19 protein-coding genes are annotated in these 21,301 nt (G+C 39.3%); 10 read left to right on the top strand and 9 right to left on the bottom strand.

Annotation, left to right across the window (positions count from 1 at the left end; all coding sequences use genetic code 11):
- The 4 genes from AC1M9B_RS12830 to AC1M9B_RS12815 all read right to left on the bottom strand — a co-directional run bounded on the left by AC1M9B_RS12830 (position 1) and on the right by AC1M9B_RS12815 (position 4,930).
- Positions 1-1,425 carry a phosphomannomutase/phosphoglucomutase gene (locus tag AC1M9B_RS12830; RefSeq protein ID WP_481609229.1) on the bottom strand — a complete coding sequence of 475 codons (1,425 nt, stop codon included), beginning with the start codon at positions 1,423-1,425 and terminating at the stop codon, positions 1-3.
- Positions 1,426-1,620: 195 nt separating this feature from the next.
- Positions 1,621-2,073, bottom strand: coding sequence for a dUTP diphosphatase (dut, locus tag AC1M9B_RS12825; protein ID WP_035267418.1), 453 nt, complete (start codon positions 2,071-2,073; stop codon positions 1,621-1,623).
- Between the two features lie 24 nt (positions 2,074-2,097).
- Positions 2,098-4,137 carry a UvrD-helicase domain-containing protein gene (locus AC1M9B_RS12820; protein WP_035267404.1) on the bottom strand — a complete coding sequence of 680 codons (2,040 nt, stop codon included), beginning with the start codon at positions 4,135-4,137 and terminating at the stop codon, positions 2,098-2,100.
- Positions 4,138-4,276: 139 nt separating this feature from the next.
- Complete coding sequence (locus tag AC1M9B_RS12815) at positions 4,277-4,930, bottom strand: YiaD family glycine zipper/OmpA-like lipoprotein (RefSeq protein WP_092768184.1); 654 nt, start codon at positions 4,928-4,930, stop codon at positions 4,277-4,279.
- 244 nt (positions 4,931-5,174) lie between these two features.
- On the opposite strand from AC1M9B_RS12815, the gene AC1M9B_RS12810 reads away from it, so the two are divergent.
- The 6 genes from AC1M9B_RS12810 (at position 5,175) to AC1M9B_RS12785 (ending at position 9,632) form a co-directional block, all read left to right on the top strand.
- On the top strand, positions 5,175-6,104 hold the full coding sequence (locus AC1M9B_RS12810) for an acyltransferase (RefSeq protein WP_481609228.1): 930 nt from the start codon (positions 5,175-5,177) through the stop codon (positions 6,102-6,104).
- A 35-nt stretch (positions 6,105-6,139) separates the two neighbouring features.
- Positions 6,140-7,177, top strand: a complete 1,038-nt coding sequence (locus AC1M9B_RS12805) for a preprotein translocase subunit SecA (RefSeq protein ID WP_416202018.1) — start codon at positions 6,140-6,142, stop codon at positions 7,175-7,177.
- 116 nt (positions 7,178-7,293) lie between these two features.
- Positions 7,294-8,007, top strand: a complete 714-nt coding sequence (gene minC, locus AC1M9B_RS12800; RefSeq protein ID WP_180000266.1) for a septum site-determining protein MinC — start codon at positions 7,294-7,296, stop codon at positions 8,005-8,007.
- A gap of 61 nt (positions 8,008-8,068) precedes the next feature.
- The gene (gene minD / locus AC1M9B_RS12795) at positions 8,069-8,881 is read left to right on the top strand and encodes a septum site-determining protein MinD (protein ID WP_035267390.1); all 813 of its coding nucleotides are present in this window, start codon (positions 8,069-8,071) and stop codon (positions 8,879-8,881) included.
- A gap of 2 nt (positions 8,882-8,883) precedes the next feature.
- Positions 8,884-9,156 (top strand): cell division topological specificity factor MinE, encoded by a 273-nt coding sequence (gene minE, locus AC1M9B_RS12790; RefSeq protein ID WP_035267388.1) that lies wholly within the window; start codon positions 8,884-8,886, stop codon positions 9,154-9,156.
- A gap of 188 nt (positions 9,157-9,344) precedes the next feature.
- Positions 9,345-9,632 carry a PA4642 family protein gene (locus AC1M9B_RS12785; protein WP_035267385.1) on the top strand — a complete coding sequence of 96 codons (288 nt, stop codon included), beginning with the start codon at positions 9,345-9,347 and terminating at the stop codon, positions 9,630-9,632.
- A 111-nt stretch (positions 9,633-9,743) separates the two neighbouring features.
- On the opposite strand, the gene AC1M9B_RS12780 is transcribed toward AC1M9B_RS12785, so the two are convergent.
- Positions 9,744-12,119, bottom strand: coding sequence for a YadA-like family protein (locus AC1M9B_RS12780; protein ID WP_481609227.1), 2,376 nt, complete (start codon positions 12,117-12,119; stop codon positions 9,744-9,746).
- Positions 12,120-12,478: 359 nt separating this feature from the next.
- On the opposite strand from AC1M9B_RS12780, the gene AC1M9B_RS12775 reads away from it, so the two are divergent.
- A complete protein-coding gene (locus AC1M9B_RS12775) occupies positions 12,479-13,456 on the top strand; it encodes a helix-turn-helix transcriptional regulator (RefSeq protein ID WP_481609226.1) in 978 nt (325 codons plus the stop codon).
- Positions 13,457-13,501: 45 nt separating this feature from the next.
- Here AC1M9B_RS12775 and AC1M9B_RS12770 read toward each other — a convergent pair whose 3' ends face one another.
- Positions 13,502-16,654 carry a DNA translocase FtsK 4TM domain-containing protein gene (locus tag AC1M9B_RS12770; RefSeq protein WP_481609225.1) on the bottom strand — a complete coding sequence of 1,051 codons (3,153 nt, stop codon included), beginning with the start codon at positions 16,652-16,654 and terminating at the stop codon, positions 13,502-13,504.
- A gap of 261 nt (positions 16,655-16,915) precedes the next feature.
- Between AC1M9B_RS12770 and trxB the strand changes: the two genes are divergently transcribed.
- The 3 genes from trxB to AC1M9B_RS12755 all read left to right on the top strand — a co-directional run bounded on the left by trxB (position 16,916) and on the right by AC1M9B_RS12755 (position 19,543).
- The gene (gene trxB / locus AC1M9B_RS12765; RefSeq protein WP_035267378.1) at positions 16,916-17,863 is read left to right on the top strand and encodes a thioredoxin-disulfide reductase; all 948 of its coding nucleotides are present in this window, start codon (positions 16,916-16,918) and stop codon (positions 17,861-17,863) included.
- A gap of 115 nt (positions 17,864-17,978) precedes the next feature.
- Positions 17,979-18,710, top strand: coding sequence for a leucyl/phenylalanyl-tRNA--protein transferase (gene aat / locus AC1M9B_RS12760; RefSeq protein WP_481587889.1), 732 nt, complete (start codon positions 17,979-17,981; stop codon positions 18,708-18,710).
- Positions 18,711-18,727: 17 nt separating this feature from the next.
- Positions 18,728-19,543: an arginyltransferase gene (locus AC1M9B_RS12755; RefSeq protein ID WP_481591894.1), complete on the top strand. Its 816-nt coding sequence runs from the start codon at positions 18,728-18,730 to the stop codon at positions 19,541-19,543.
- A 14-nt stretch (positions 19,544-19,557) separates the two neighbouring features.
- Here the strand turns inward: AC1M9B_RS12755 and rimI are convergent, their stop codons facing one another.
- The 3 genes from rimI to AC1M9B_RS12740 all read right to left on the bottom strand — a co-directional run.
- Complete coding sequence (gene rimI / locus AC1M9B_RS12750) at positions 19,558-20,016, bottom strand: ribosomal protein S18-alanine N-acetyltransferase (RefSeq protein ID WP_481591951.1); 459 nt, start codon at positions 20,014-20,016, stop codon at positions 19,558-19,560.
- Between the two features lie 104 nt (positions 20,017-20,120).
- Positions 20,121-21,002, bottom strand: coding sequence for a metal-dependent hydrolase (locus tag AC1M9B_RS12745; RefSeq protein ID WP_481609224.1), 882 nt, complete (start codon positions 21,000-21,002; stop codon positions 20,121-20,123).
- Positions 21,003-21,210: 208 nt separating this feature from the next.
- Positions 21,211-21,301 (bottom strand): EF-Tu C-terminal domain-related protein (locus AC1M9B_RS12740; RefSeq protein ID WP_019509660.1); only part of this gene is annotated, 91 nt, incomplete at its 5' end.

Below are 21,301 nucleotides of genomic sequence, written 5' to 3'. Positions count from 1 at the left end.
TTAGTGTGCATTCAAAATACTTTGAGCAAGCACAGGATATTTTTCATTTAAAATTTTTACAAAATGCTGGCGAATTTCATAAAGTTTTGATGGACTATCTGCATCAAACCGTACCGTGAAGTATTCACCAGTATTTGATGCTCGCATAATGCCAAATCCGTAGTCAAAATCAAGGCGAATACCATCGATTTTACTCATTTTAGCCCCAGTACTTTTACAATTCTGCTCTATCAAGGCTAGGACGTCTTGCGGATTTGCATCTTGAGTTTCAATATAGGTATCTTCAGTACCAAAGCGATCTGGGAATTGAGCGAGATATTCAGATAGCGTGATATTAAGTTGACTCAATGCCTCCATGACCCGTAATGCTGCATAGATACCATCATCGTAACCAAAACCACGACCATCATTGAAGACATAATGACCCGCATATTCTCCCCCAAAAACAGCTCGACCTTTGGATTGGGAAATATAACGGCGCATGAAACTGCTGCCAGTACGAATCATTTTTGCGATGCCTTGTAATTGTTCAATGGTTTTTGAAACCATCGTTGAACATTTTACGTCATAAACAATTTCATGATGTGGATGCTGAGTTAAACACAATGATGCGAATAATGCCAACAAGCGATCAGCAGACACAATGTGAGCATTCTCATCCAGAATGACGGCACGATCACCATCACCATCGAGAGCAATCCCTAAATCCGCCTGATGCAACAAAATTTTTTCTTTTAACTGCGTCAAATGCTTCGCTTGTGAAGGGTCTGGAGGATGATCTGGAAACTCTCCATTTTCACAACAACGTATTGAAATGACTTCGCATCCCATTTTTTGTAGTACTAAATCAGCACAACGCCCAGCGGCGCCATGCATACCATCTAATACAACCTTGAGTGGACGCTTTAATTGAATATCCTTGAGCAAAGCATGCTGATAAGCCAAGCAATACTCTGATTTAATCTGATGTGTCAGTTGAGGTGGCGTTGGAAAGTGATCATGTTGAAAATAGAAACCTTCCGCATATTCCCCAACATTTTGAATCATGTCTGGACAAGGCGGTTCGTATTCAATAATCCATTTAATCCCATTATCATGTTTAGGATTATGACTCGCGGTCACCATGATGCCATTTCCATTTTTATGTCGAGCAGCAAAATACATTTGTGGGGTTGAACAACATCCAATGTTTTCGACATTCATCCCTTGGTTTTTGAAGACTGATTCAATAATCCAAGCAAAAGTAGGACCAGTCAATCGAGCATCGTAACCTAGCACAATACTTTTCTGGCCACGTGATTGATACTGAGCAGCGAGCCCATGCGCAATCGCATAAATTGTTCTTGTATCCAATTGACTGACTTTTCCGCGAATATCATAAGCGCGGAAAATTTGTCTTGGAAAAATAAGTGGTTGGGTATTCATTCTTAATTAACACCGTTGACTGCTGAGACAGAACAGCGTGATGAGAGTTGATCCAAATAAATTTTGAATATATTGAGTAATAGAAAATATCGTTATTCTTTATATAACGTGTACCAATTTCAATTTATATAATCTTTGTTAATATTTTGCAACATATAAATAAAAGCCTGATTTTACAGGCTTTTATCCAAAATACTATTGTTTTCCAGTGTGTCCGAATCCACCAGCTCCTCGCTCACTTGCCTTGAATTCGTCAACTAAATCAAATTCAGCTTGTAAAACAGGAACCAATACGTATTGAGCCAATCGCTCACCCGGCTCTAATGTAAATGCATTTTGACTGCGGTTCCAAACTGAAACCATTAATTCACCTTGATAATCTGAATCAATTAGACCGACGAGATTTCCTAATACAATCCCGTGTTTATGACCTAAGCCAGAACGAGGCAAAATCAAACCCGCATAACTTGGGTCTTCGATATAAATTGCCATACCTGTTTTAACTAAAACAGTCTGACCAGGCTCAATAGTGATCGCTTCATCTACACATGCACGTAAATCTAAACCTGCCGATCCTGTTGTTGCATAAGTAGGTAATGGCCATTCTTGACCAAGTCGTTGGTCGAGTACTTTCACTTGAACTTTCATATTCAATCCTGTTTTAAAATGTAATTAACGTTTGAGTAAAGCTTTCAGATTTTGCAGATAATGCTGTGCCTGTAATTTTGGATCGATATTTTCAGCCAATTTCTTTTTTCGACCTAGCCAATCGACTTCATCTTGTGGCAATTCATCCAAGAAGCGACTTGGTGTCATTTGTTTCATCTGACCGCCATTTTTACGCTGTTCTGCAAGCGTCAAAGTCAGACCTTGTTTGGCACGGGTAATACCAACGTACATCAGTCGACGTTCTTCTTCGATGGTATCAGCCACAATTGAATTCTTGTGCGGAAGCAACTCTTCCTCAAGCCCCATAATATAAACGAATGGGAATTCCAGGCCTTTAGAAGCATGCAAAGTCAGTAAGTTTACTTTATCGATATCTTCATCTTCTTGCTGTTGCTCCAACATATCCAGCAACACCATCTTACGAATGACACTTTCGATATTTTTTTCATCGACATCTTCAGCACGATTGATCAAACTTTGAATACTGCTATAAAGCACTTCAATATTGTCAATTTTAGTTTTTTCTTGTGCTGGCGTCGCTGCCGTTTCTTTGATGTAGTCGATATATCCTGCCTCAACCATCATTTGGCGGACTTTAGGCACAGGTTCATCATCATCTAACAGTTCACGCGTAAAACCTTCGATAAAATCAGCAAACTCAGCCAATTGAGATGTCGCCTTCTTCGGTAATACCATACTTAGGCGCTGATCATTCGCGGCACCTAGTAGAGAAAGATTATTCTCTTGCGCAAATAAACCTAGTTTTTCTAAAGTCACAGGTCCTATGGCGCGTTTAGGTGTGTTGATAATCCGTAAGAAAGCACTGTCATCTTCAGGATTAATAATGAGACGTAGATAGCTCATAATATCCTTGATTTCAGCACGACCAAAGAACGACTGACCACCAGAAAGTTTGTAAGGAATCTGCATCTGACGAAGTTGTGTTTCTAAAACACGTGCTTGGAAGTTTCCACGGTATAACACGGCGTAATCTTTCCAATTTTTGCCATTCATCAATTTATGAGTCAGCAAATCTTTAACAACACGTTCCGCTTCATCATCATCATTACGACAAGTAATAATACGGATCACCTCACCATGTCCTTTATCACTCCACAATTTTTTATCAAAAATATGTGGGTTATTCTCAATCACATGGTTTGCAGCTTTTAAAATACGACTGGTTGAACGATAGTTTTGCTCAAGCTTAATGACTTTTAAATTGGGGAAATCTTCCTTCAATAAGGCCATATTTTCTGGCTTTGCCCCCCGCCAAGCATAAATTGATTGGTCATCATCCCCTACAGCCGTAAATTGTCCCATGACACCAACAAGCAGTTTGACCAAGATATATTGGGCGGTATTGGTATCTTGATATTCATCAACCAATAAATAACGTACACGGTTTTGCCATTTATCACGGACTTCAGCATTTTCTTGAAGAAGGCGTGTCGGCATTACGATTAAATCGTCAAAATCGACCGCATTATAGGCACGTAAATTACGCTCATAAAGTTGATAGAGATGCGCAAATTGAACATCTTCAGCCGTTTCACAAGTCGTATGTGCTTGCTCAGGCAAAATTAGATCGTTTTTCCAATCTGAGATCATCTTCATCGCTTTTGCGATCAGCTCTTTACTTTCTGCACCAGACAAATTATCTCGGTGCATTAAATCCATTAAAATACGCTTACAGTCATCAGCATCTAAAATGGAAAAGTTTGCTTTAAGTGGCGTATGTTTTAATTCTAGTCTTAATAAATTCAAACCAAAGGTGTGAAAGGTAGAAACAGATAAACCCTTTCCATCCTCTTTACCAAGCAATTTACCGACACGCTCTTTCATCTCTCGTGCAGCTTTGTTGGTAAAAGTCATCGCAGTAATACGATGTGCTGGTATACCGCATTTTTTGACTAAATATGCAATTTTCTGTGTGATTACAGAGGTCTTACCTGAGCCTGCCCCAGCAAGTACTAACAAGGGTCCTTGAGTGTATTTCATGGCTTCAAGTTGCTTGTCGTTCAAATGACTGGCTGATGACATATTCTTTCCTCTTTTCCTTCAGCGCTCGATTATAGTCATCTGCTTCGAATATGACTAACGTTAAATTTAATGAAGGTATATTTGAATAAATTTCAGACATAAAAAAACCACCCGAAGGTGGCTTTTTTCAGATCATGTATTATTGAACTGCGTAAACAGCAATCTCTACACGACGGTTTTGTTCTTTACCTGCTGCAGTTGTGTTATCAGCAATTGGGTTTGAAGAACCTAAACCTTGAGCATTAATACGTGCTGTAGAAACACCCTTAGATGCTAAATAGCTAGCGACAGATTGAGCACGTGCTTGTGACAATGGGATGTTAATCGCATCATTACCTGAACTATCAGTATAACCAGTTACAAGGATACCGCTCTTGTTGTCTTCAGTTAAAACTTGTGCAACACGGTTTAAAGTGTCATAGAAGTTTGGCTTGATATTTGATTTATTTGTATCAAACGTGATAGCACCTGGCATTACTAAGTTAATAGAGCCATCTGGATTACGGTTTACATCAATACCTGTACCAGCAGTTGCTTGGCGTAATTTTTTCTCTTTATTGTCGAGATATACGCCTGCAGCACCACCTAATACAGCACCAATCGCTGCTGCACGGTTATTTTGACGGCTAGTGTTCGCATTACCTTTAGAAACACCGTAACCAGCTGCTGCACCAATTAAAGCACCCAATGCAGTTTTGTCATACTCGACGCCACCAATATTGTTACCAGTTGTTTGACAACCAGAAAGTACCATTGCCCCAACCACTGCAGCTGAAATAGCTAATGCACGCATGGGATGACTCCTTTTATATGTTTTTGTATGTGATGAATAATGATTTGTTAGAAACAATTTAACCATTACTATTTTGTTAATAATAAACAGTTTATTAACAATATGTAATCTTTTGTAGCATCTTTCGTTAATGCTTCATCATATTTTATACATAGTTAAGAAAACGGGCTTTGTGATTTGAGCGACTCGATTTATAGTGTTTTAAAAATTTCAATCACATGCAATCACTTTTTAGGACTGTGCAATGGCAGCAGAGAAGCAGAAACAACCTATTTTAAAAAAAATTTCTAAGGGTTTAACCGTAGGTTCTGTGATCACAGGAAGTACATTTTTTCGTGGCCCACCTATTCTTGCATTAGGTTTGACTAAACTCGTAAAAAAATCATCAAAAATCGATGAAACCAATATCAATATCGCCAATGGTTGGATTGGTACGAATAACTGGCTCATTGAAAAAGTTCTCCCTGAGCTTAAATGGCACATCACGATTGATGAAGATCTAGATCTCAATCTACAAGGTCGTTACATCATGACCTGTAATCACCAAAGCTGGGTGGATACAACTGTTACTCAATATTTTGGTCTTAAACGTATGCCGCTCACACGTTTTTTTACGAAATGGGAACTCATTTTTATTCCTTTTGTTGGGCAAGCATTCAAGATCCTTGGTTTTCCTATGATGAAACGTCATACCAAAGCGCAAATCGAAAAAAATCCTGCGCTGAAATATCGTGATATGGAAGAAGCGCGTAAATCGTGTGAACAACTGCTCAGCCAACCTTTTACATTATTAAATTATTTAGAAGGTACACGCTATACCCCTGAAAAACACGCCCAACAAAAATCTCCGTATAAAAATTTACTTAGGCCCAAAGCAGGTGGTTTAGCACTTGCCCTAAATATTCTAGGAAGTGAAATTGATGCGCTAGTCGATATGACCATTGTCTATCCAGATGGTGTGCCAGGTTATGGAAATTTTTGGTTAGGAGAAGTTTCTCAAATCGCCGTGAATTTAAGAAAAATTGAAATTCCTGCTTGGGTGCATGGCGGCAATTATGAGGATGATGCCGACTATCGCGCTCGTTTCCAAAAATGGGTTGATGAGCTTTGGACAGAAAAAGATCAGTTAATTACACAGTTAAAACAACAGCTTCAAACTGAATCTGTAAATTAAGCTGTCCTCAGAATGTATTGCATATGACAGAACGCATGACTAATTCTCGAAAAACTTTCCGTCCACAGCGTCACGATACGTTATTTTGGAAGATGTTCCTGATTTATGACATCTTTATGATGCTCATTATTTTAGTCAATTTGTTTTGTCTATGTGCCAATGCATTTTTAATGAGTAATTTTGGCTCATGGGTATTTGACACGGTTCAATTACCTCAAATTCTGGAGTTTTATAAATCCGAGCTTCACCCATGGGTCATCATTACTGAAAGTTGGTTTATCACATTTTTAATTGTTGAACTCGCTGTAAGATGGCTGATTGCAATCGTCAATAAACATCATCAGCGTTGGTTTTTCTTTCCCTTCATTCATTGGTATGAAATATTAGCTATTATCCCTTACCTTCGCTTTTTACGTTTAATTCGCGTCGGAGTGATTGCCTATAGACTGCATGAGCTAGGCTATAAAGTCATACCTAATAAATGGTTCAGACGTCTTAATTTTTACTATAACGTGATCATGGAAGAGCTCTCTGATCGTGTGGTGATTACTGTCATTGATAGTGTAAAAAAAGAGTTAGACACTAGCTCAACCCATAAAAAAATCATTCATGATCTGGTGAATCACCATCGAGACATGTTTGCCACGACATTAGCGCAAGTCTTACAAGAATCTTTAGCAACCGAATTAAAACTTCAAAAAGATAATATCTCGCAAGGCGTTGGTCACATTGTCATTAAAGCAATTGAAGACACACCAGAGCTAACACAGCTCTTAAAGCTGATTCCATTAGTGGGTGGTCGTATAGAACAGCAAATCCACAACATTGGTCAACGATTAGGTGAAAATATTACCGACGGTTTAGTTGAACCTTTTATTTCTGGAACCATTGATAAACCGAATGCGCATTATCAACTCATTGCTGAAAAAATTAGCCAGCTCAATATTGATAATCATGCATTAGAACAACTCGTTGAATCTGTCGTTTATGAAAGTCTTGAGTCTTTAAGAAAACAGGTGGCAGTAAAACAATGGCAAATAGAGTTATCAAAAAACAATCAAGTCAAGGAATGATCATTTCTCTATTAATTTAATATATCCGCTAGAGAATTCTTGAGAATTGAACTAGCATTTGCACAATTAACAATTTTTACTTCGATTATAAAGCGCGAAGCAAGCAAGGAATGAATATGGCAGATATTCGGATTACCGGTAGAATGGTGAATTTTACCCGAATTACCTTTGACACCAATGATCATAATGTTATCCGCCAACAATTAAGTGCCATGATGAGTGAAACCTCTTATGAAGGTGCGCTTGTCATTCTAGACACAACCGTTGAACAAGAACTCATTGGACTCATTCAATTGGTCATCAGTTTAGGGTTACAGCCAATGGCTGTCGTTGATGGTTTAATGGGTGATGAAGCACGTGCGATCCAATTCCCAGTTCTTGCGGCTGATCGTCCTTTGCAGCGCATCAAAGCAACAAAAGAACAAGTGGTAGAAGCCCCAGCAAATACCCCTGAAGCTGAGAAGGCTCCAACACACATAGCTCCTGCAACCACACATAAAACTTCGTATCACGATGAAGTGCTTAGAACAGGACAATGTCTGGTACAAGATCACGGCGATATTATTTTAACTGCTGGAATTAATAGTGGCTCTGAAATCATCGCTTCAGGAAATATACATATTTATGGCTCTGCTCGTGGTAGAGTCATCGCCGGCGCCGGTGGCAATACAGCAGCACGAATTTTCTGTCATGTTTTAGAAGCTGAATTAGTATCTATCGCAGGAACATATTGTGTTGCAGATGATATTCCACCACATATGCTAAAAAAGTCAGTACATATCTATTTAAATGATGCTCAAGAGCTTGTCTTTGAAGCACTCGAATTTTAATGTATAACTAAACATGAGAACCCCTATAGTATTGGGGATAAACATAACAGGAGTGGATTCGGTGGCGAAAATTGTTGTCGTAACATCAGGTAAAGGTGGCGTAGGTAAAACAACTACCAGTGCATCTTTTGCAACAGGTTTAGCCCTTCGTGGCCACAAAACTGTTGTAATCGATTTTGACGTAGGTTTACGTAACCTCGACCTTATCATGGGTTGTGAGCGTCGTGTTGTTTATGATTTTGTGAATGTATTAAATAACGAAGCGAGATTACAACAAGCACTTATTCGCGATAAAGAAATCGAAAATCTATATATTTTACCTGCATCACAAACCCGTGATAAAGATGCGTTGACCGATGAAGGTGTTGCACGTGTTATGGACGAACTTTCTCAAGAGTTCGACTACATCATTTGTGACTCTCCTGCAGGTATTGAACGTGGTGCGATTTTAGCAATGTACCATGCTGATGAAGCAATCATTGTAACGAACCCTGAAATTTCATCTGTCCGAGATTCCGATCGTATTATTGGTATGTTGGACAGTAAAACGAAGAAAGTAGAAAATAACGAAGGTCGTATTCGTAAGCATCTTTGTATCACACGCTTCAACCCTGAACGTGCTGATAAGCAAGAAATGTTAACAGTCGATGATATTTCTAAAGATATCCTTCGCGTGCCAACGCTCGGTGTAATTCCTGAATGTAAAAGCGTGTTACAAGCTTCGAATGAAGGTAAGCCTGTTATTCTTTATACTGAAGAAGCAGCTGGACAAGCTTATGACGATCTTGTTGCACGCTTCCTTGGTGAAGAACGTCCATATCGTCACATCTCTGTGAAGCCGAAAGGCTGGTTAGCACGTTTATTTGGAGCATAAAGATGGCAGGATTCTGGAGTAAACTTTTTAGTAGTGATGACAAACCATCAAGTGCACAAACAGCTAAAGATCGCTTAAAAGTTATCGTGGCATCTGAAAATGGTCTAGGTAAGCGTTTAAGCCAAGATAAAATTGATTTAATGAAAAAAGAAATCATGCAAGTTGTGAATCGTTATGTGCGTGGTGTAGATGAACAGCATATACAAATGTCGGTTCGCTCAGAAGCAAATATCGAAATGCTAGAAATGAATATCAATTTGCCTGAAGAACGTTAATCTGATTTTTGATTAGTCAAGCAAATTGAATCAGGGCAAAATATGAGAGTGGCAGAAATAGGCTATTAGCTATATTCCGCCCACTTGAAGCAGAGCTTCAAGTCTTGCGACTAGACAAAGCAGTGCTTTGCTCATCTAGTCTCATATTTTGCCCTTTTTTATTGATTAAAAATACCAAGGAGATTGTGATGGCATTATCACAGCCAGCCACGTTCAATGAAGAATGGTCAGACGAGCGTGTTTTTGCCTATTTAAATCAGTTACCTCCTGAAGGTGTAAACGCTGATTTTCATGTTCTCTATCATGCTTTTAAACATATGCGTGCTAATGACTATGAGCGTTTACTCACTAAATTTATAGCAGATGGTCGTGATCTTAACGCTCAAAATCCTGAAGGCAAACGTATTCATGATGTGATCGCAGAATTCCCACGCCAAAGTGCAGAATTCCTTGCTGTTTTAGCAAAATTTGCCTAAAAACAGATAAAAAAGCCTGCTTGAGCAGGCTTTTTTGATTTAAATCTATCTTATACCTGTTAAAAAATAGTTTCGTATTAAGGTTACTTTTACGTTTGGGTGAAACTTAGATTATTTCCATTGCCAACCCAATGCAATAGCACCCCCAACATCACCTTGTGAACTTGCGGTTCCAGATGCTTTATAGACAAAGCGATTCGTTTCAGAAACCCCACTAAATCCAATGGCAATACCTTGCTCACCATCCCATGTACCAGCAGCTGCACTGAACATACTTGCACCAGCATAAGTTGGCTGGGGTAATGAAGCGACAGCCAAAGACGCTGCAATAGCTGCTCGAGTGTCACGTCGTTCATCGGCAAAACTCTGTTCTAAAGCATTTACACGTCGACTAGTATACTCATTGGCCTGATTCAATATTTCATTGGTTCGTATATTCGTATATTCCTGTGCATCGCTCAAAACTTGCTGATCTGCTTGACGCATTTGTTTTACATTGACTGCGTCGGTATCCGCTGTACCTGCTGCCACATTAACAATTTGGCGCTGTTGCGTAGAGGAACCCACTGAAACCGTATTGTCCCGATCGGTAGACGAAGCATTTCCTAAAAGAACAGCATTATTTGCGTCAGACGTTATATTATTCCCAAGAGCTACAGTACTATTTCCTGAAATATTGTTGAAATTACCAACTGAATGCGTATTTTCACCCGTAACCGTATTGTGATTTCCTAAAGCTGTTGCATGTTCACCAGCGACTTGTGATTCAGCCCCAATTACAATACTCTCACGACCCGATGCTACTGATGAACTTCCGATTGCAAGAGCATCTTCACCTGTTGCATTTGGTAATATTGCATTTTCACTAGGATTTGTTCCAACAGATATTGCGACAGTTCCACCACTAGCCAAAGACGTTAGCCACTGTTGTTCGGTGCCATTAAAGCCATTTTGTACAGCAATCTCAAAAGCACTAAAACCTTGATCACCTTTGTCACCTTTGTCACCTTTGTCACCTTTGTCACCTTTTAAGCCTTGAAGTCCTTGATCACCTTGATCTCCCTTATCACCTTTCAATCCTTGAGGACCTTGGTCACCTTTATCTCCTTTGAGTGACGTCAGCCAATCTTGCTCTGTTCCTACAAATCCATTATTCACCGCCACTTGGTAAGCACTATCACCTTGTGGTCCTACACCGCCACCAGGTCCACCGCTTGCACCTGGTATACCTTGATCCCCTTTGTCACCTTTCAACCCTTGTGGACCTTGATCACCTTTATCTCCCTTATCGCCTTTTTCACCTTTTAATGATGTAAGCCAATCTGTTTCAGAGCCCTCAAATCCATTACTCACAGCAACCTCGTACGCACTTGGTCCAGCTGGTCCAGTGGTACCTGTACCTGTTTCACCACCAACACCATTATTTTCGAGTGCAGACACTCGGTCTTTTAACGCTGTAAATTCAATATCAATCCCTCTAATTGTTTGATTTACGTTTTGGTATGTAGAGCCTTGCATTTCAAATGAAAGGGGCATCACACTCCCCTGAAACATAGTCACCCCAGTACCCAGAATTCTTTGTAAACTGGCTGTCAATTGATCAACATTAATAGCATCATGAGTATCTAATCCCCATGCTAAGTTCATGATTCGGCGTTTTAATTGATCACTACCGACTGAAATAACATTCTCTCGATCTGCAACCGATGCACTACCTAAAGCAACAGAGTTGCTCGCATAAACCTGACTCAGCTCACCAATCGCGACTGATTCTCTTACGGATGTATAATTTGGTCCTGGTCGAATAATAATAGAACCACCGACAGCCACATTAGTGTGACCTTGCACATTACTGTTGGAGGCAAATATATGAGAACTCGTCGCACCAACCTCATTAAATCCACCAAAAATCATCGAGCCATTAGTGTTGACGTCGTGAATATTATTCATACCAACAACAACAGATTTTACAGACGAGTTTAAATTTGAAATACCTATAGAGATACCCCCTTCAGCAGTATTTGAACTACCGATCGCAATACTCCCTTCCCCCTTAACCACTTGATTATTACCAATGGCAATATTACTTGTATGATGCGTTGTGTTTTGATTTCCAATGACCACATTATTTTGCGTTGTCGTTACAGCGTTTGGTGTCACCGTATTATTCAAACCAAAAACAGTATGATTCATCCCAATATTGACGTTATTGCTTTGTCCCATAACCACACTGTTCGGTGCAACCACTGAGTTATTTTCACCACAGATGAAAGATGTAGTGTCTGAATTCGTCGCTGTGCCTGTTGAACCCTCACATTCATCAGCTTGCACCTGACTCGTCATTGCGGTTAATGCGCCAATTAAAATCAGATAACCTGTCGTCATTCCAATATTTTTTAAAGATTGTGTAAAACGTGTACGTCCAAGTTCCCCTGTTACGACTAATTTTCCATTACGATTACGGATAACTCGGTATATATGGTTCATGTAATTCCCCTTAGTTTTTGACATGGTCATGTCACTTGCAGGTTTTCCATAGTTTGCATGAAAGACCTTTTATAATGAGGAAAATCAAACCATAAAGCTGATAATCTAGAAGCCCCCCTTTAAGGGGGGATGAAAAAAATATTTTTGTGAAAAAATGATTAATATTTACTTTTTTATCTCAATTTTTTTAAAAAAATCTATAATTTGAATTTGTTATAATCAAAACAGTTCAATCGAAGATGAATTCAATAAGTTTTCGTAAAAGTGATCGAACAAGGCTCGGCACCCTCCATCGCCTGAGAAATCTTTGCTGTACTCAACTTCCGCTCCTTACCATTGCGCCCAGTATTTTTGACTATTTGAATTTTTTGATTCCACATGATGCCTACGGTATGGCACTGACCTATCCAAATGGTGAACCTTATATACTGTATTACAAAAATCTTAACCCTCGGTCGATGAGGTATGTGCAAGAAAATACTGAATTATTCTTAAACTTAAAAACCGAAAGCCATATCCGCTGGCTCAACTGCCCTATGTTACCCAAAGTCGGAAATCTTTTACGCCCAGATGATCCGTATTTTCATAGCTTAACCTACCAGATGATTGTGCGCCAAAGCGGTCTTCACCATACACTAGATTTAAGATTAGAACGCAATCATATTCCTGCAGGAGGTATTACCCTCTATAGGCGTATGTCACACCCCTTCCAATTACAAGATCATCGTTTATTAGAACAAGCTGGTGTCTATATCGAATATGCGCTTAACAATCAAATGGAGGATGGCGACGATGTAATTGAATCAGATCAAGCGTTGTTAATCGTGAATTCTCAAAATGATTTAGTCATGATGACTGATGCTGCAAAGGATTTACTGAATCTCTTCCCGATACATTATGAATTTTGGGAACCATATAAAGCGTTGCCAAAATCATGCTATCAAGTCATCAATGAGCTTAAATATGGGCAACAAATCCCCAAGCTTAGTTTGACCATTCCTAATGGAATATTAACCCTTCGTGCTGAATGGTTAAGTAGTCAAAATACAACCGATACAAATATCGCCTTATACTTAAAGCGCTCATTACCACGCTCCCTCATTATTTTAAAAAAACTAGAAGCACTTGATCTATCCCCCCGAGAATGCCAAGTGGCTTTTTCGTTAATTACAGGCATGAATAAAAGTGAAATTTTACAAAAATTATCCATTAGCCCTGCGGTATTTAAAGATTGTGTCAAGTCAGTTTATCAAAGCTTGAATGTTCACTCTGTGAGTGAACTGATCACATTTGCCAGCCAATGGACTACCCCCAAAAACAACACTTTTTTGAGTTAAATAAAAAAAAGCAACCTATGGTTGCTTTTTCTGAGTCAGTCTTCGTTAAACTAAAATTTCACGTTTACCATTTGCGCCCATTGCACTCACGATACCGTTTTCTTCCATTTGGTCAATAATACGTGCGGCACGATTATAACCCAGACTAAACTTACGCTGTAAAGATGAAGTGGATGCTTTGCGGGTTTCTAAAACAAAAGCAACACATTGATCATAAAGTGCGTCACGGTCTGAAGCACCATCCCCATCTTCAAAGCCACGTGATGCTGGCTCTTCATCAAATGGGGTGAGAATTTCATCCACATAGTTTGGTGCACCACGCTCACGCCATGCATCACAAATACGATTCACCTCATCATCGGCAATAAATGCACCATGCACACGCTCAGGCTCAATTTTACCTGGTCCTAAGAACAGCATATCACCATGTCCAAGCAAATCTTCTGCACCACCCGCATCCAAAATCGTACGCGAGTCAATTTTAGAGTTTACACGTAGCGCAACACGCGTCGGTATATTCGCCTTAATTAAGCCCGTGATTACATCGACGGATGGACGCTGTGTCGCAAGTAATAAATGAATGCCAGCAGCACGTGATTTTTGAGCTAAACGAGTGATCATTTCTTCCGCTTTCTTACCCACCTGCATGATCATATCTGCGAATTCATCTGCAACAATCACAATCGAAGGCAATGGTGTAAGTCTAGGTGCACGTTCTCCAGCAACTGACTCACTGGCTTTCCAAGTTGGATCAAATAGATCTTCACCATTGGCAATTGCTTCTTCAACTTTACGGTTATAGTCACTCAATTTACGTATTTTTAAGAACGACATCAGCTTATAACGACGCTCCATCTCATTCACACACCAATTTAAAGCACTGACTGCATCTTTCATGTCAGTCACAACAGGCGTGAGTAAATGCGGAATATCGTTATAGTTCGCCAATTCAAGTTGTTTAGGATCAATCAAAATAAGGCGCAATTGATCTGGCGTATATTTTAAAAGCATCGATAGAATCATCGAGTTTACAGCAACAGATTTACCTGAACCTGTGGTACCCGCAACCAACATATGTGGTGCCTTGCCCAACTCAGTAATGACTGGGTTGCCAGAAATATCTTTACCCATGGCCATGGATAAGATTCCATCTGGATCCTTAAATTTTGGAATTTGTACCAATTCAATCAGGCGCACCATCTCACGTGTACTATTCGGAACTTCAATGCCAATGTAAGGTTTTCCAGGGATCACCTCAACAACACGTACTGATGCCATCGACATTGATCGTGCTAAGTCACGAGAAATATTAGTTACTTTCGAGGCTTTCACACCAGGCGCAAGATCCAGTTCAAATCTGGTCACGACAGGACCCGGTTGAGCTTCAATCACTTTCGCTTTGACATTAAACTCTTGTAATTTAATTTCTAACAGTTCTGATAATCTTGATAATTGTTCTGCAGTGAAGTTTACTTTTTTGTTTGGGTCTACTTCATCAAGTAAATCCAAACCAGGAAGTGGTGATAAATCTTTACGGCGCTCCGCAACTTGCATTGCACGAGACATTGGACGACCAGCAGCATCTGTTAATGGCGCATCGAAATCAAACTCATCCTCTTCAACTTCAGGCTTACCTACCGTTTCTTGCCAAGCTTCTCTAAAAGCATCTTTATCTGAAGATATACGTTGTTTTTCCTCATCACTCACTTTAGTAACAGGAATTGATGATCCCTCTTGCTCAACAATGTTTTGTGGTGATGGGGCAATAGTGTCTTGCTCTGATTCATATTCTGCGACTGTATCTGACTTAGGTGAAGTCATAAATTTAATATTTGGCGTCACCAAATTTGGACGCTTGACCTCTGGATTAGACAAAGCTTCTGCTTCATCCACAAGTGATGCAAGACCATCAAGCTCAGAAGCTAACAGATCTGCTTTAGTGATCGCTTCCGCCGCTGCGCTCGATTGACTTGCGTATACAGCACTTGCACCAATAGCTGAGGTATTTTGGATTAGGGATGCTGTATTTTGATCATCAGCAGATTGACCTGAAGGATTTGTTTGATGATGAAAAGGAGTATGAATATCTTTGGCGTGCTGTCCTTGTGGAACAACTTCAAGCAATTCATCAAAGATTTGATCATCATTCCAGTCCAAAGCAGTATCTTGAACAGTTGAGCGCTGCTCTACTCGAACGTTTTTACTTAATTCATTAATTTCTGAAGTACGTTGATCAAGCTGATCCTCCTCTGCTGCGCGCAAAAGCTCATCAATTTCTCTTTTATGATCTTCATCGCTATGCAAGGCTTTCCAAACTTCACCCGTTGGAACAATACGTTGACTCTCACGCTCTAACTCATGCGCTTTCGCGATGGTACGCTCGAGCTCAGCCTCATCATCTTCATCAAAACGATGATTTTGTTGAGACTCTTGGAAACGCATATCTTCAAATAGTTTTTCAGCAGTACGTTCATGACGCGCTTGTAATTGATCTTTTTCTTCTAAATGACTGACATCATTGAGCTCAGCTTGATGAGGGACTGGAGCTGAATCTTTTACAGGAGGTTCAATTTCTTTTTTCGCTTTTGGCTGAGTCGTCAAATCATAAGCTGATTCAGTCTCAGGTACATTTTTATAGAATAAATCTTGCAAATAAGCGGGTGTCGCCTTCAAAGTAGACCATGTCTTGTTCCACTGAATACCAAAAGCCAGTGTGATTAGAACGATGCTGAGTACGATCAGAAAAAAAACGGCGCCATAAATCGTCAAAAGCTGTTTTAAACTCTCACCCAATTCGTAACCAATGATTCCACCTGAAGCGTTAGCAAGCGTATCTGCAGGCACTGACCAAAGTAAATAAAACAAACTCGCGACGGTAAGTAGAATGAAAAATTGAGCAGCAAAACGAAATGGACGACTCAAAAAACTTCTTGGCCACCACACTTGAATCGCTTCAATGAATAAATAAATTGGGATCAGTAAACTTGCCCAGCCCAGAAATCCAAATAAGAGATCTGCAATCCAAGCACCTGCGACACCACTTGCATTTGAAACTTGTTGAGTATCACTCGAAATATGCATCCAACCCGGATCAAATGGCGTATAAGTCACTGTTGCTAAAAACAGATAAATACCAAATGATATTAAGAAGAATGTTAAAACTAAGCGCTGTGCATATACACTCGACACCGCAGTCATATACTGTCCTGTAAACGATTATTCATTAATGTTCTAATGTTGAAATGGAACAATTTCTTCATTATAGAAAACTTACTATTATGCACCTGTTCATTAAAAAAAGGTGCAGCTTTCTAAGGTTTCCTTGTTAACACTTTTAACTATATAGCTCAATTCGATTTAGTTGATCAATATAATCCACATTCATTCCACACAACTGTGGTGAAGTTTCACGTATAATTTTCAGCAAGTCGATATATCAAATTAAAAGGATGCTTATACATGAGCGCTCGTCACTCAAGATTGATTATTTTAGGTTCTGGTCCTGCGGGTTATAGCGCAGCTGTATATGCTGCACGAGCAAATTTAAAACCAACTTTAATCGCAGGTATGCAATTGGGTGGTCAGCTCACCACAACTACAGAAGTTGATAACTGGCCAGGTGATCCTGAAGGCTTAACAGGTCCTGCTTTAATGGAGCGTATGCAAGCTCACGCAGAACGTTTTGGTACTGAATTGGTTTACGATCACATTAACGAAGTTGACTTAAATGTACGTCCATTCGTTTTAAAAGGTGATATGGAAGAATACACGTGTGATGCTTTGATCATTGCAACAGGCGCTACGGCTCAATACTTAGGATTAGAATCCGAAGCTGCTTATATGGGTCAAGGTGTGAGTGCATGTGCAACTTGTGATGGTTTCTTCTATAAAAATCAAAAAGTCATGGTTGTCGGTGGTGGTAACACTGCGGTTGAAGAAGCGCTTTATTTATCAAACATTGCTTCACATGTAACACTTGTACATCGTCGCGATAAATTACGTTCTGAAAAAATCCTTCAAGATCATCTTTTTGCAAAAGAGAAAGAAGGGAAAATCAGCATCATCTGGAACCATGAAGTTGAAGAAGTACTTGGTAACCCTCAAGATGGCGTTACTAGTGTTCGTTTGAAATCTACAACTGATACTACAACTCAAAACGTTGAAGTGACTGGATTGTTCGTCGCAATAGGCCACAAACCTAATACTGCAATGTTTGAAGGTCAGCTTGAACTACGTGATGGTTATATCCAAGTTCAAAGTGGTACACGTGGTAATGCAACTGCGACTTCTGTTGAAGGCGTATTTGCTGCAGGTGATGTTGCAGACAATATCTACCGCCAAGCAATTACATCAGCAGGTTCAGGTTGTATGGCTGCTTTAGACGCTGAGAAATATTTAGACAACTAATATTTATTTAAAAACCCAAAAAACCACCTTCGGGTGGTTTTTTTATTCTTTCAACTTGGCATAATCATTTTAAACATTTTTATCTTCGGTTTTTCATTATTATTTTTAGAACTTAATCCCTATGCTCCCTCCTTCTGAATTTATTTTCCCTAATCCAATTGAATCCGATCCCGAAGGGCAAGGACTAATCTGTATAGGTGCTGACCTCTCCCCTTCTACATTATTTGAAGCTTATACACATGGTTTATTTCCTTGGTTTTCCGAAGGTGAGCCGATCTGCTGGTGGAGTCCAGAACCTCGCTGCATTATCTACCCTTCGTCATACCATCCAAGTAAATCACTCATTCGTAACATGAAAAAACATGATTATACGATTACCATTAACCGTGATTTTGAACATGTGATACGTTCTTGCTCATTACCACGAAGTTATGCCAATGAAACATGGATTAATGAAGATATCATTCAGGGTTACTGTTCATTATTTGAGTCAGGCTATGCATATAGTGTCGAAGTACGCAGAGAAAATTCGATTGTCGGCGGGCTGTATGGTGTCTCTATAGGTCAGGGTATTTTTGGTGAATCCATGTTTAGTCGAGAGACTGATGTTTCAAAAATGGCTTTTTATACCCTCATGTTGATCAGCCTTGAAAACCAGGCACCCTGGGTTGACTGTCAATTGGTGAATGATCATCTCATGAGCTTAGGTGCTTGCACAATTTCTCGCCAAGACTACCTTAATTCGTTACAAGATGTGATAAAACAGCCTCAGATTGATTGGCAAAAGTATAAAGACGGTGTATTTTCAAGTAAAACAATAGCATTTGATCAACGACTCATGGATTGAGAAATAGGAGGGACAATATGAATTCTTATCAACCCCAGTCCCTATTAAATGAATTGCAGTATTACATTACACCACCGCATGACTGCAGTTATCTTCCCGAGAAATCAGCACGGATGGTCTTTTTAGATCCTGCTCATAAAATCGACGTTGTAACTTTATCAGAATTGTCTCGTGTAGGATTTCGAAGAAGCGGAGATTTTGTCTATCGACCTGAATGTCATTTGTGTCGACAATGCCTTTCATGTCGTGTACCTGTTGATGCTTTTAAAATGAACAGTCAACAAAAGAAAGCTTGGAAACGTAATCAAGACTTAGAAGTTAGAATAACCCAAACTCAAGATGCTACTGATTTACACTATCAACTCTATGAACGTTACATCAATGAGCGTCATTCAGATGGAGATATGTTCCCCCCTAGCTATGATCAATTCGAGAAGTTTTTGATTCACAGTTGTAGCAATAGTTTCTTTATAGAACTTTGGAAAGATGATCGACTCATTTGTGTCTCAACCTGCGATGTATTAGATGATGGAATATCCGCCGTCTATACATTTTTTGATCCAGATGAATCCAAACGTTCTTTAGGTGTTTTTGCAGTCCTTAAGCAAATTGAATATGTAAAGCAGCACAATCAAGAGTTTGTATATTTAGGATATTGGGTACCCCATTCATTCAAAATGAACTATAAGTCCCAATATGCGCCTTTTGAATTATTACTGGATGGTCAATGGCGACGTGTTAATAAAATGCTCAGCAACGAAGAAATCGATCAATTAGGTCATATGCTGATGACGACACTTCCCTCTGAATGGAATAACTTTATTGTAAAGTAGGGTATTGAATTTTGTCACTTGAATAAATCTGCAAAATTATCACTGCATGCCTTTACCATAATGATGGCATGCTCTTTTCCACCATCTAATGTTGGATAATAGTTTTTACGCATATCAATTTGATGAAATCCGGATTTCTCATATAGTGCAATCGCAGCCTTATTACTTTCTCGGACCTCTAAAAAGATTTGTACGGGATCATTATTGAGTTGAGCCATTGAAGCTTCAAGCAATTGATATCCCAACCCTTTTCCACGCATTTTCGGATGAACTGCCATCAACAGCAAATTTGCTTCATCCAATACAGGCTGTAAAATACAGAAACCAACAACACGATTCTGGTATTCAATCACTGTGGATTGATATGAATCAACCGCTTCTGAAAATTGTTTTTTTGTCCAAGGATGCGTCTGCCCCAAACTTTCAATTTCATATACCACCTCAACATCTGATGTCAGCATCGGTCGAATCATAATCATTACATTGCATTTTTTAAGTTAGTACATTATAGAAAGTTCGAAAATAAATGAAATAAAAAAAGGCAGCTTACGCTGCCCGAATGCACAAAAGTAAATACTTAAAAACCGAGTTTTGCTTTCCATGTTGCCAATAAACCCACGGTATCCAAATCATTCGGATGGAAGCCTGGTTTAAAATAAGCCAACATTTCCTTACCCATACCAGAAATAATGCCTTTAGATGGACTATATCCATAGGTATAAATATCTATCAAAGATGCAATATTTAACTGTTTATCGTCTTTCAATAAACGCGCTACAAAATAAGTCTGCACCATGAATAGCACAACCATTGCTGCCACTAAAGAAGATGTTCGAGCAAGATAAGATTTGATTCCTTTACCGAACACACCTTCAAATACATCATATGCGACAGCCTTATGCTCATTTTCTTCAATGGCATGCCAAGCCCACATCGTCGCCATTGTTTCATCAGTCATTAATGCTTGAATATGTTCGTTACGCAATAATTCTGAGGCAATGGTTGCTGTAAAATGTTCTAGCGCAGTCGTTCCCATCAGATCGATCATTTCTTGTGAAATACCAAATGGTTTCATAACGGTGCTAGCTGACTTACGAAAAGTTTGAATGACCGTATCTGTGGCTTTTTCAAGTGCAGCAACATCATGACCAAATTTTTGTGCTGATGCATTAAAGCCAGCATGCTCATGTGTATGCATTGCTTCCTGACCAATAAATGCTGAAATCTCTTTTTGGAGATCTTCATTATCTTTAATGGCTGGATGTTGGCGAACTGCACGGACTGAATCGATAAAGAATTTTTCACCTGCAGGAAATAATGCAGATAACGCTGTCATGAAATGAGTTAATCCTGCTGAACCATTCATCCAATATTCTGGTACGTGATCAAAATCAAATTGCATACGACGTACTGGAAATGATGCACCGGCACGATTTGTAATATTTACTTTAGCATTCATTGCTGGACTCCTATTCGGGATCTATCCAAATCTAGTTTTATGATTCTTTTCATTACTTCATCTTAGTGATTTATTATTTTTATGATAAATGCCTTATAGGTCACATCATTATCAGTTAAGGACAGCTTACAACTCTTATTGTCTAACAATTTTATAGATTCCATAAAAAAAACGCCCCAAAGGGGCGTTTCTTTCACACAATCAATACTTATGCAGTTACTTTAGCAACAACACCAGCACCAACTGTACGACCACCTTCACGGATCGCAAAACGTAGACCTGGGTCCATTGCGATTGGG

It is taken from the genome of Acinetobacter sp. ANC_7513 (genome assembly GCF_056779915.1).
This window is presented reverse-complemented; position numbering and strand designations above follow the sequence as displayed.

Excerpts from the sequence above, each read along its gene's own strand:
- AC1M9B_RS12810 (WP_481609228.1), top strand. The coding sequence starts at position 5,175 with ATGGCAGCAGAGAAGCAGAAACAACCTATTTTAAAAAAAATTTCTAAG.
- minC (WP_180000266.1), top strand. The coding sequence starts at position 7,294 with ATGGCAGATATTCGGATTACCGGTAGAATGGTGAATTTTACCCGAATT.
- rimI (WP_481591951.1), bottom strand. The coding sequence starts at position 20,016 with ATGATTCGACCGATGCTGACATCAGATGTTGAGGTGGTATATGAAATT.
- dut (WP_035267418.1), bottom strand. The coding sequence starts at position 2,073 with ATGAAAGTTCAAGTGAAAGTACTCGACCAACGACTTGGTCAAGAATGG.
- AC1M9B_RS12820 (WP_035267404.1), bottom strand. The coding sequence starts at position 4,137 with ATGTCATCAGCCAGTCATTTGAACGACAAGCAACTTGAAGCCATGAAA.
- AC1M9B_RS12805 (WP_416202018.1), top strand. The coding sequence starts at position 6,140 with ATGACTAATTCTCGAAAAACTTTCCGTCCACAGCGTCACGATACGTTA.
- AC1M9B_RS12745 (WP_481609224.1), bottom strand. The coding sequence starts at position 21,002 with ATGAATGCTAAAGTAAATATTACAAATCGTGCCGGTGCATCATTTCCA.
- AC1M9B_RS12785 (WP_035267385.1), top strand. The coding sequence starts at position 9,345 with ATGGCATTATCACAGCCAGCCACGTTCAATGAAGAATGGTCAGACGAG.
- AC1M9B_RS12770 (WP_481609225.1), bottom strand. The coding sequence starts at position 16,654 with ATGACTGCGGTGTCGAGTGTATATGCACAGCGCTTAGTTTTAACATTC.
- minE (WP_035267388.1), top strand. The coding sequence starts at position 8,884 with ATGGCAGGATTCTGGAGTAAACTTTTTAGTAGTGATGACAAACCATCA.
- AC1M9B_RS12830 (WP_481609229.1), bottom strand. The coding sequence starts at position 1,425 with ATGAATACCCAACCACTTATTTTTCCAAGACAAATTTTCCGCGCTTAT.
- trxB (WP_035267378.1), top strand. The coding sequence starts at position 16,916 with ATGAGCGCTCGTCACTCAAGATTGATTATTTTAGGTTCTGGTCCTGCG.
- AC1M9B_RS12755 (WP_481591894.1), top strand. The coding sequence starts at position 18,728 with ATGAATTCTTATCAACCCCAGTCCCTATTAAATGAATTGCAGTATTAC.
- AC1M9B_RS12815 (WP_092768184.1), bottom strand. The coding sequence starts at position 4,930 with ATGCGTGCATTAGCTATTTCAGCTGCAGTGGTTGGGGCAATGGTACTT.
- AC1M9B_RS12780 (WP_481609227.1), bottom strand. The coding sequence starts at position 12,119 with ATGAACCATATATACCGAGTTATCCGTAATCGTAATGGAAAATTAGTC.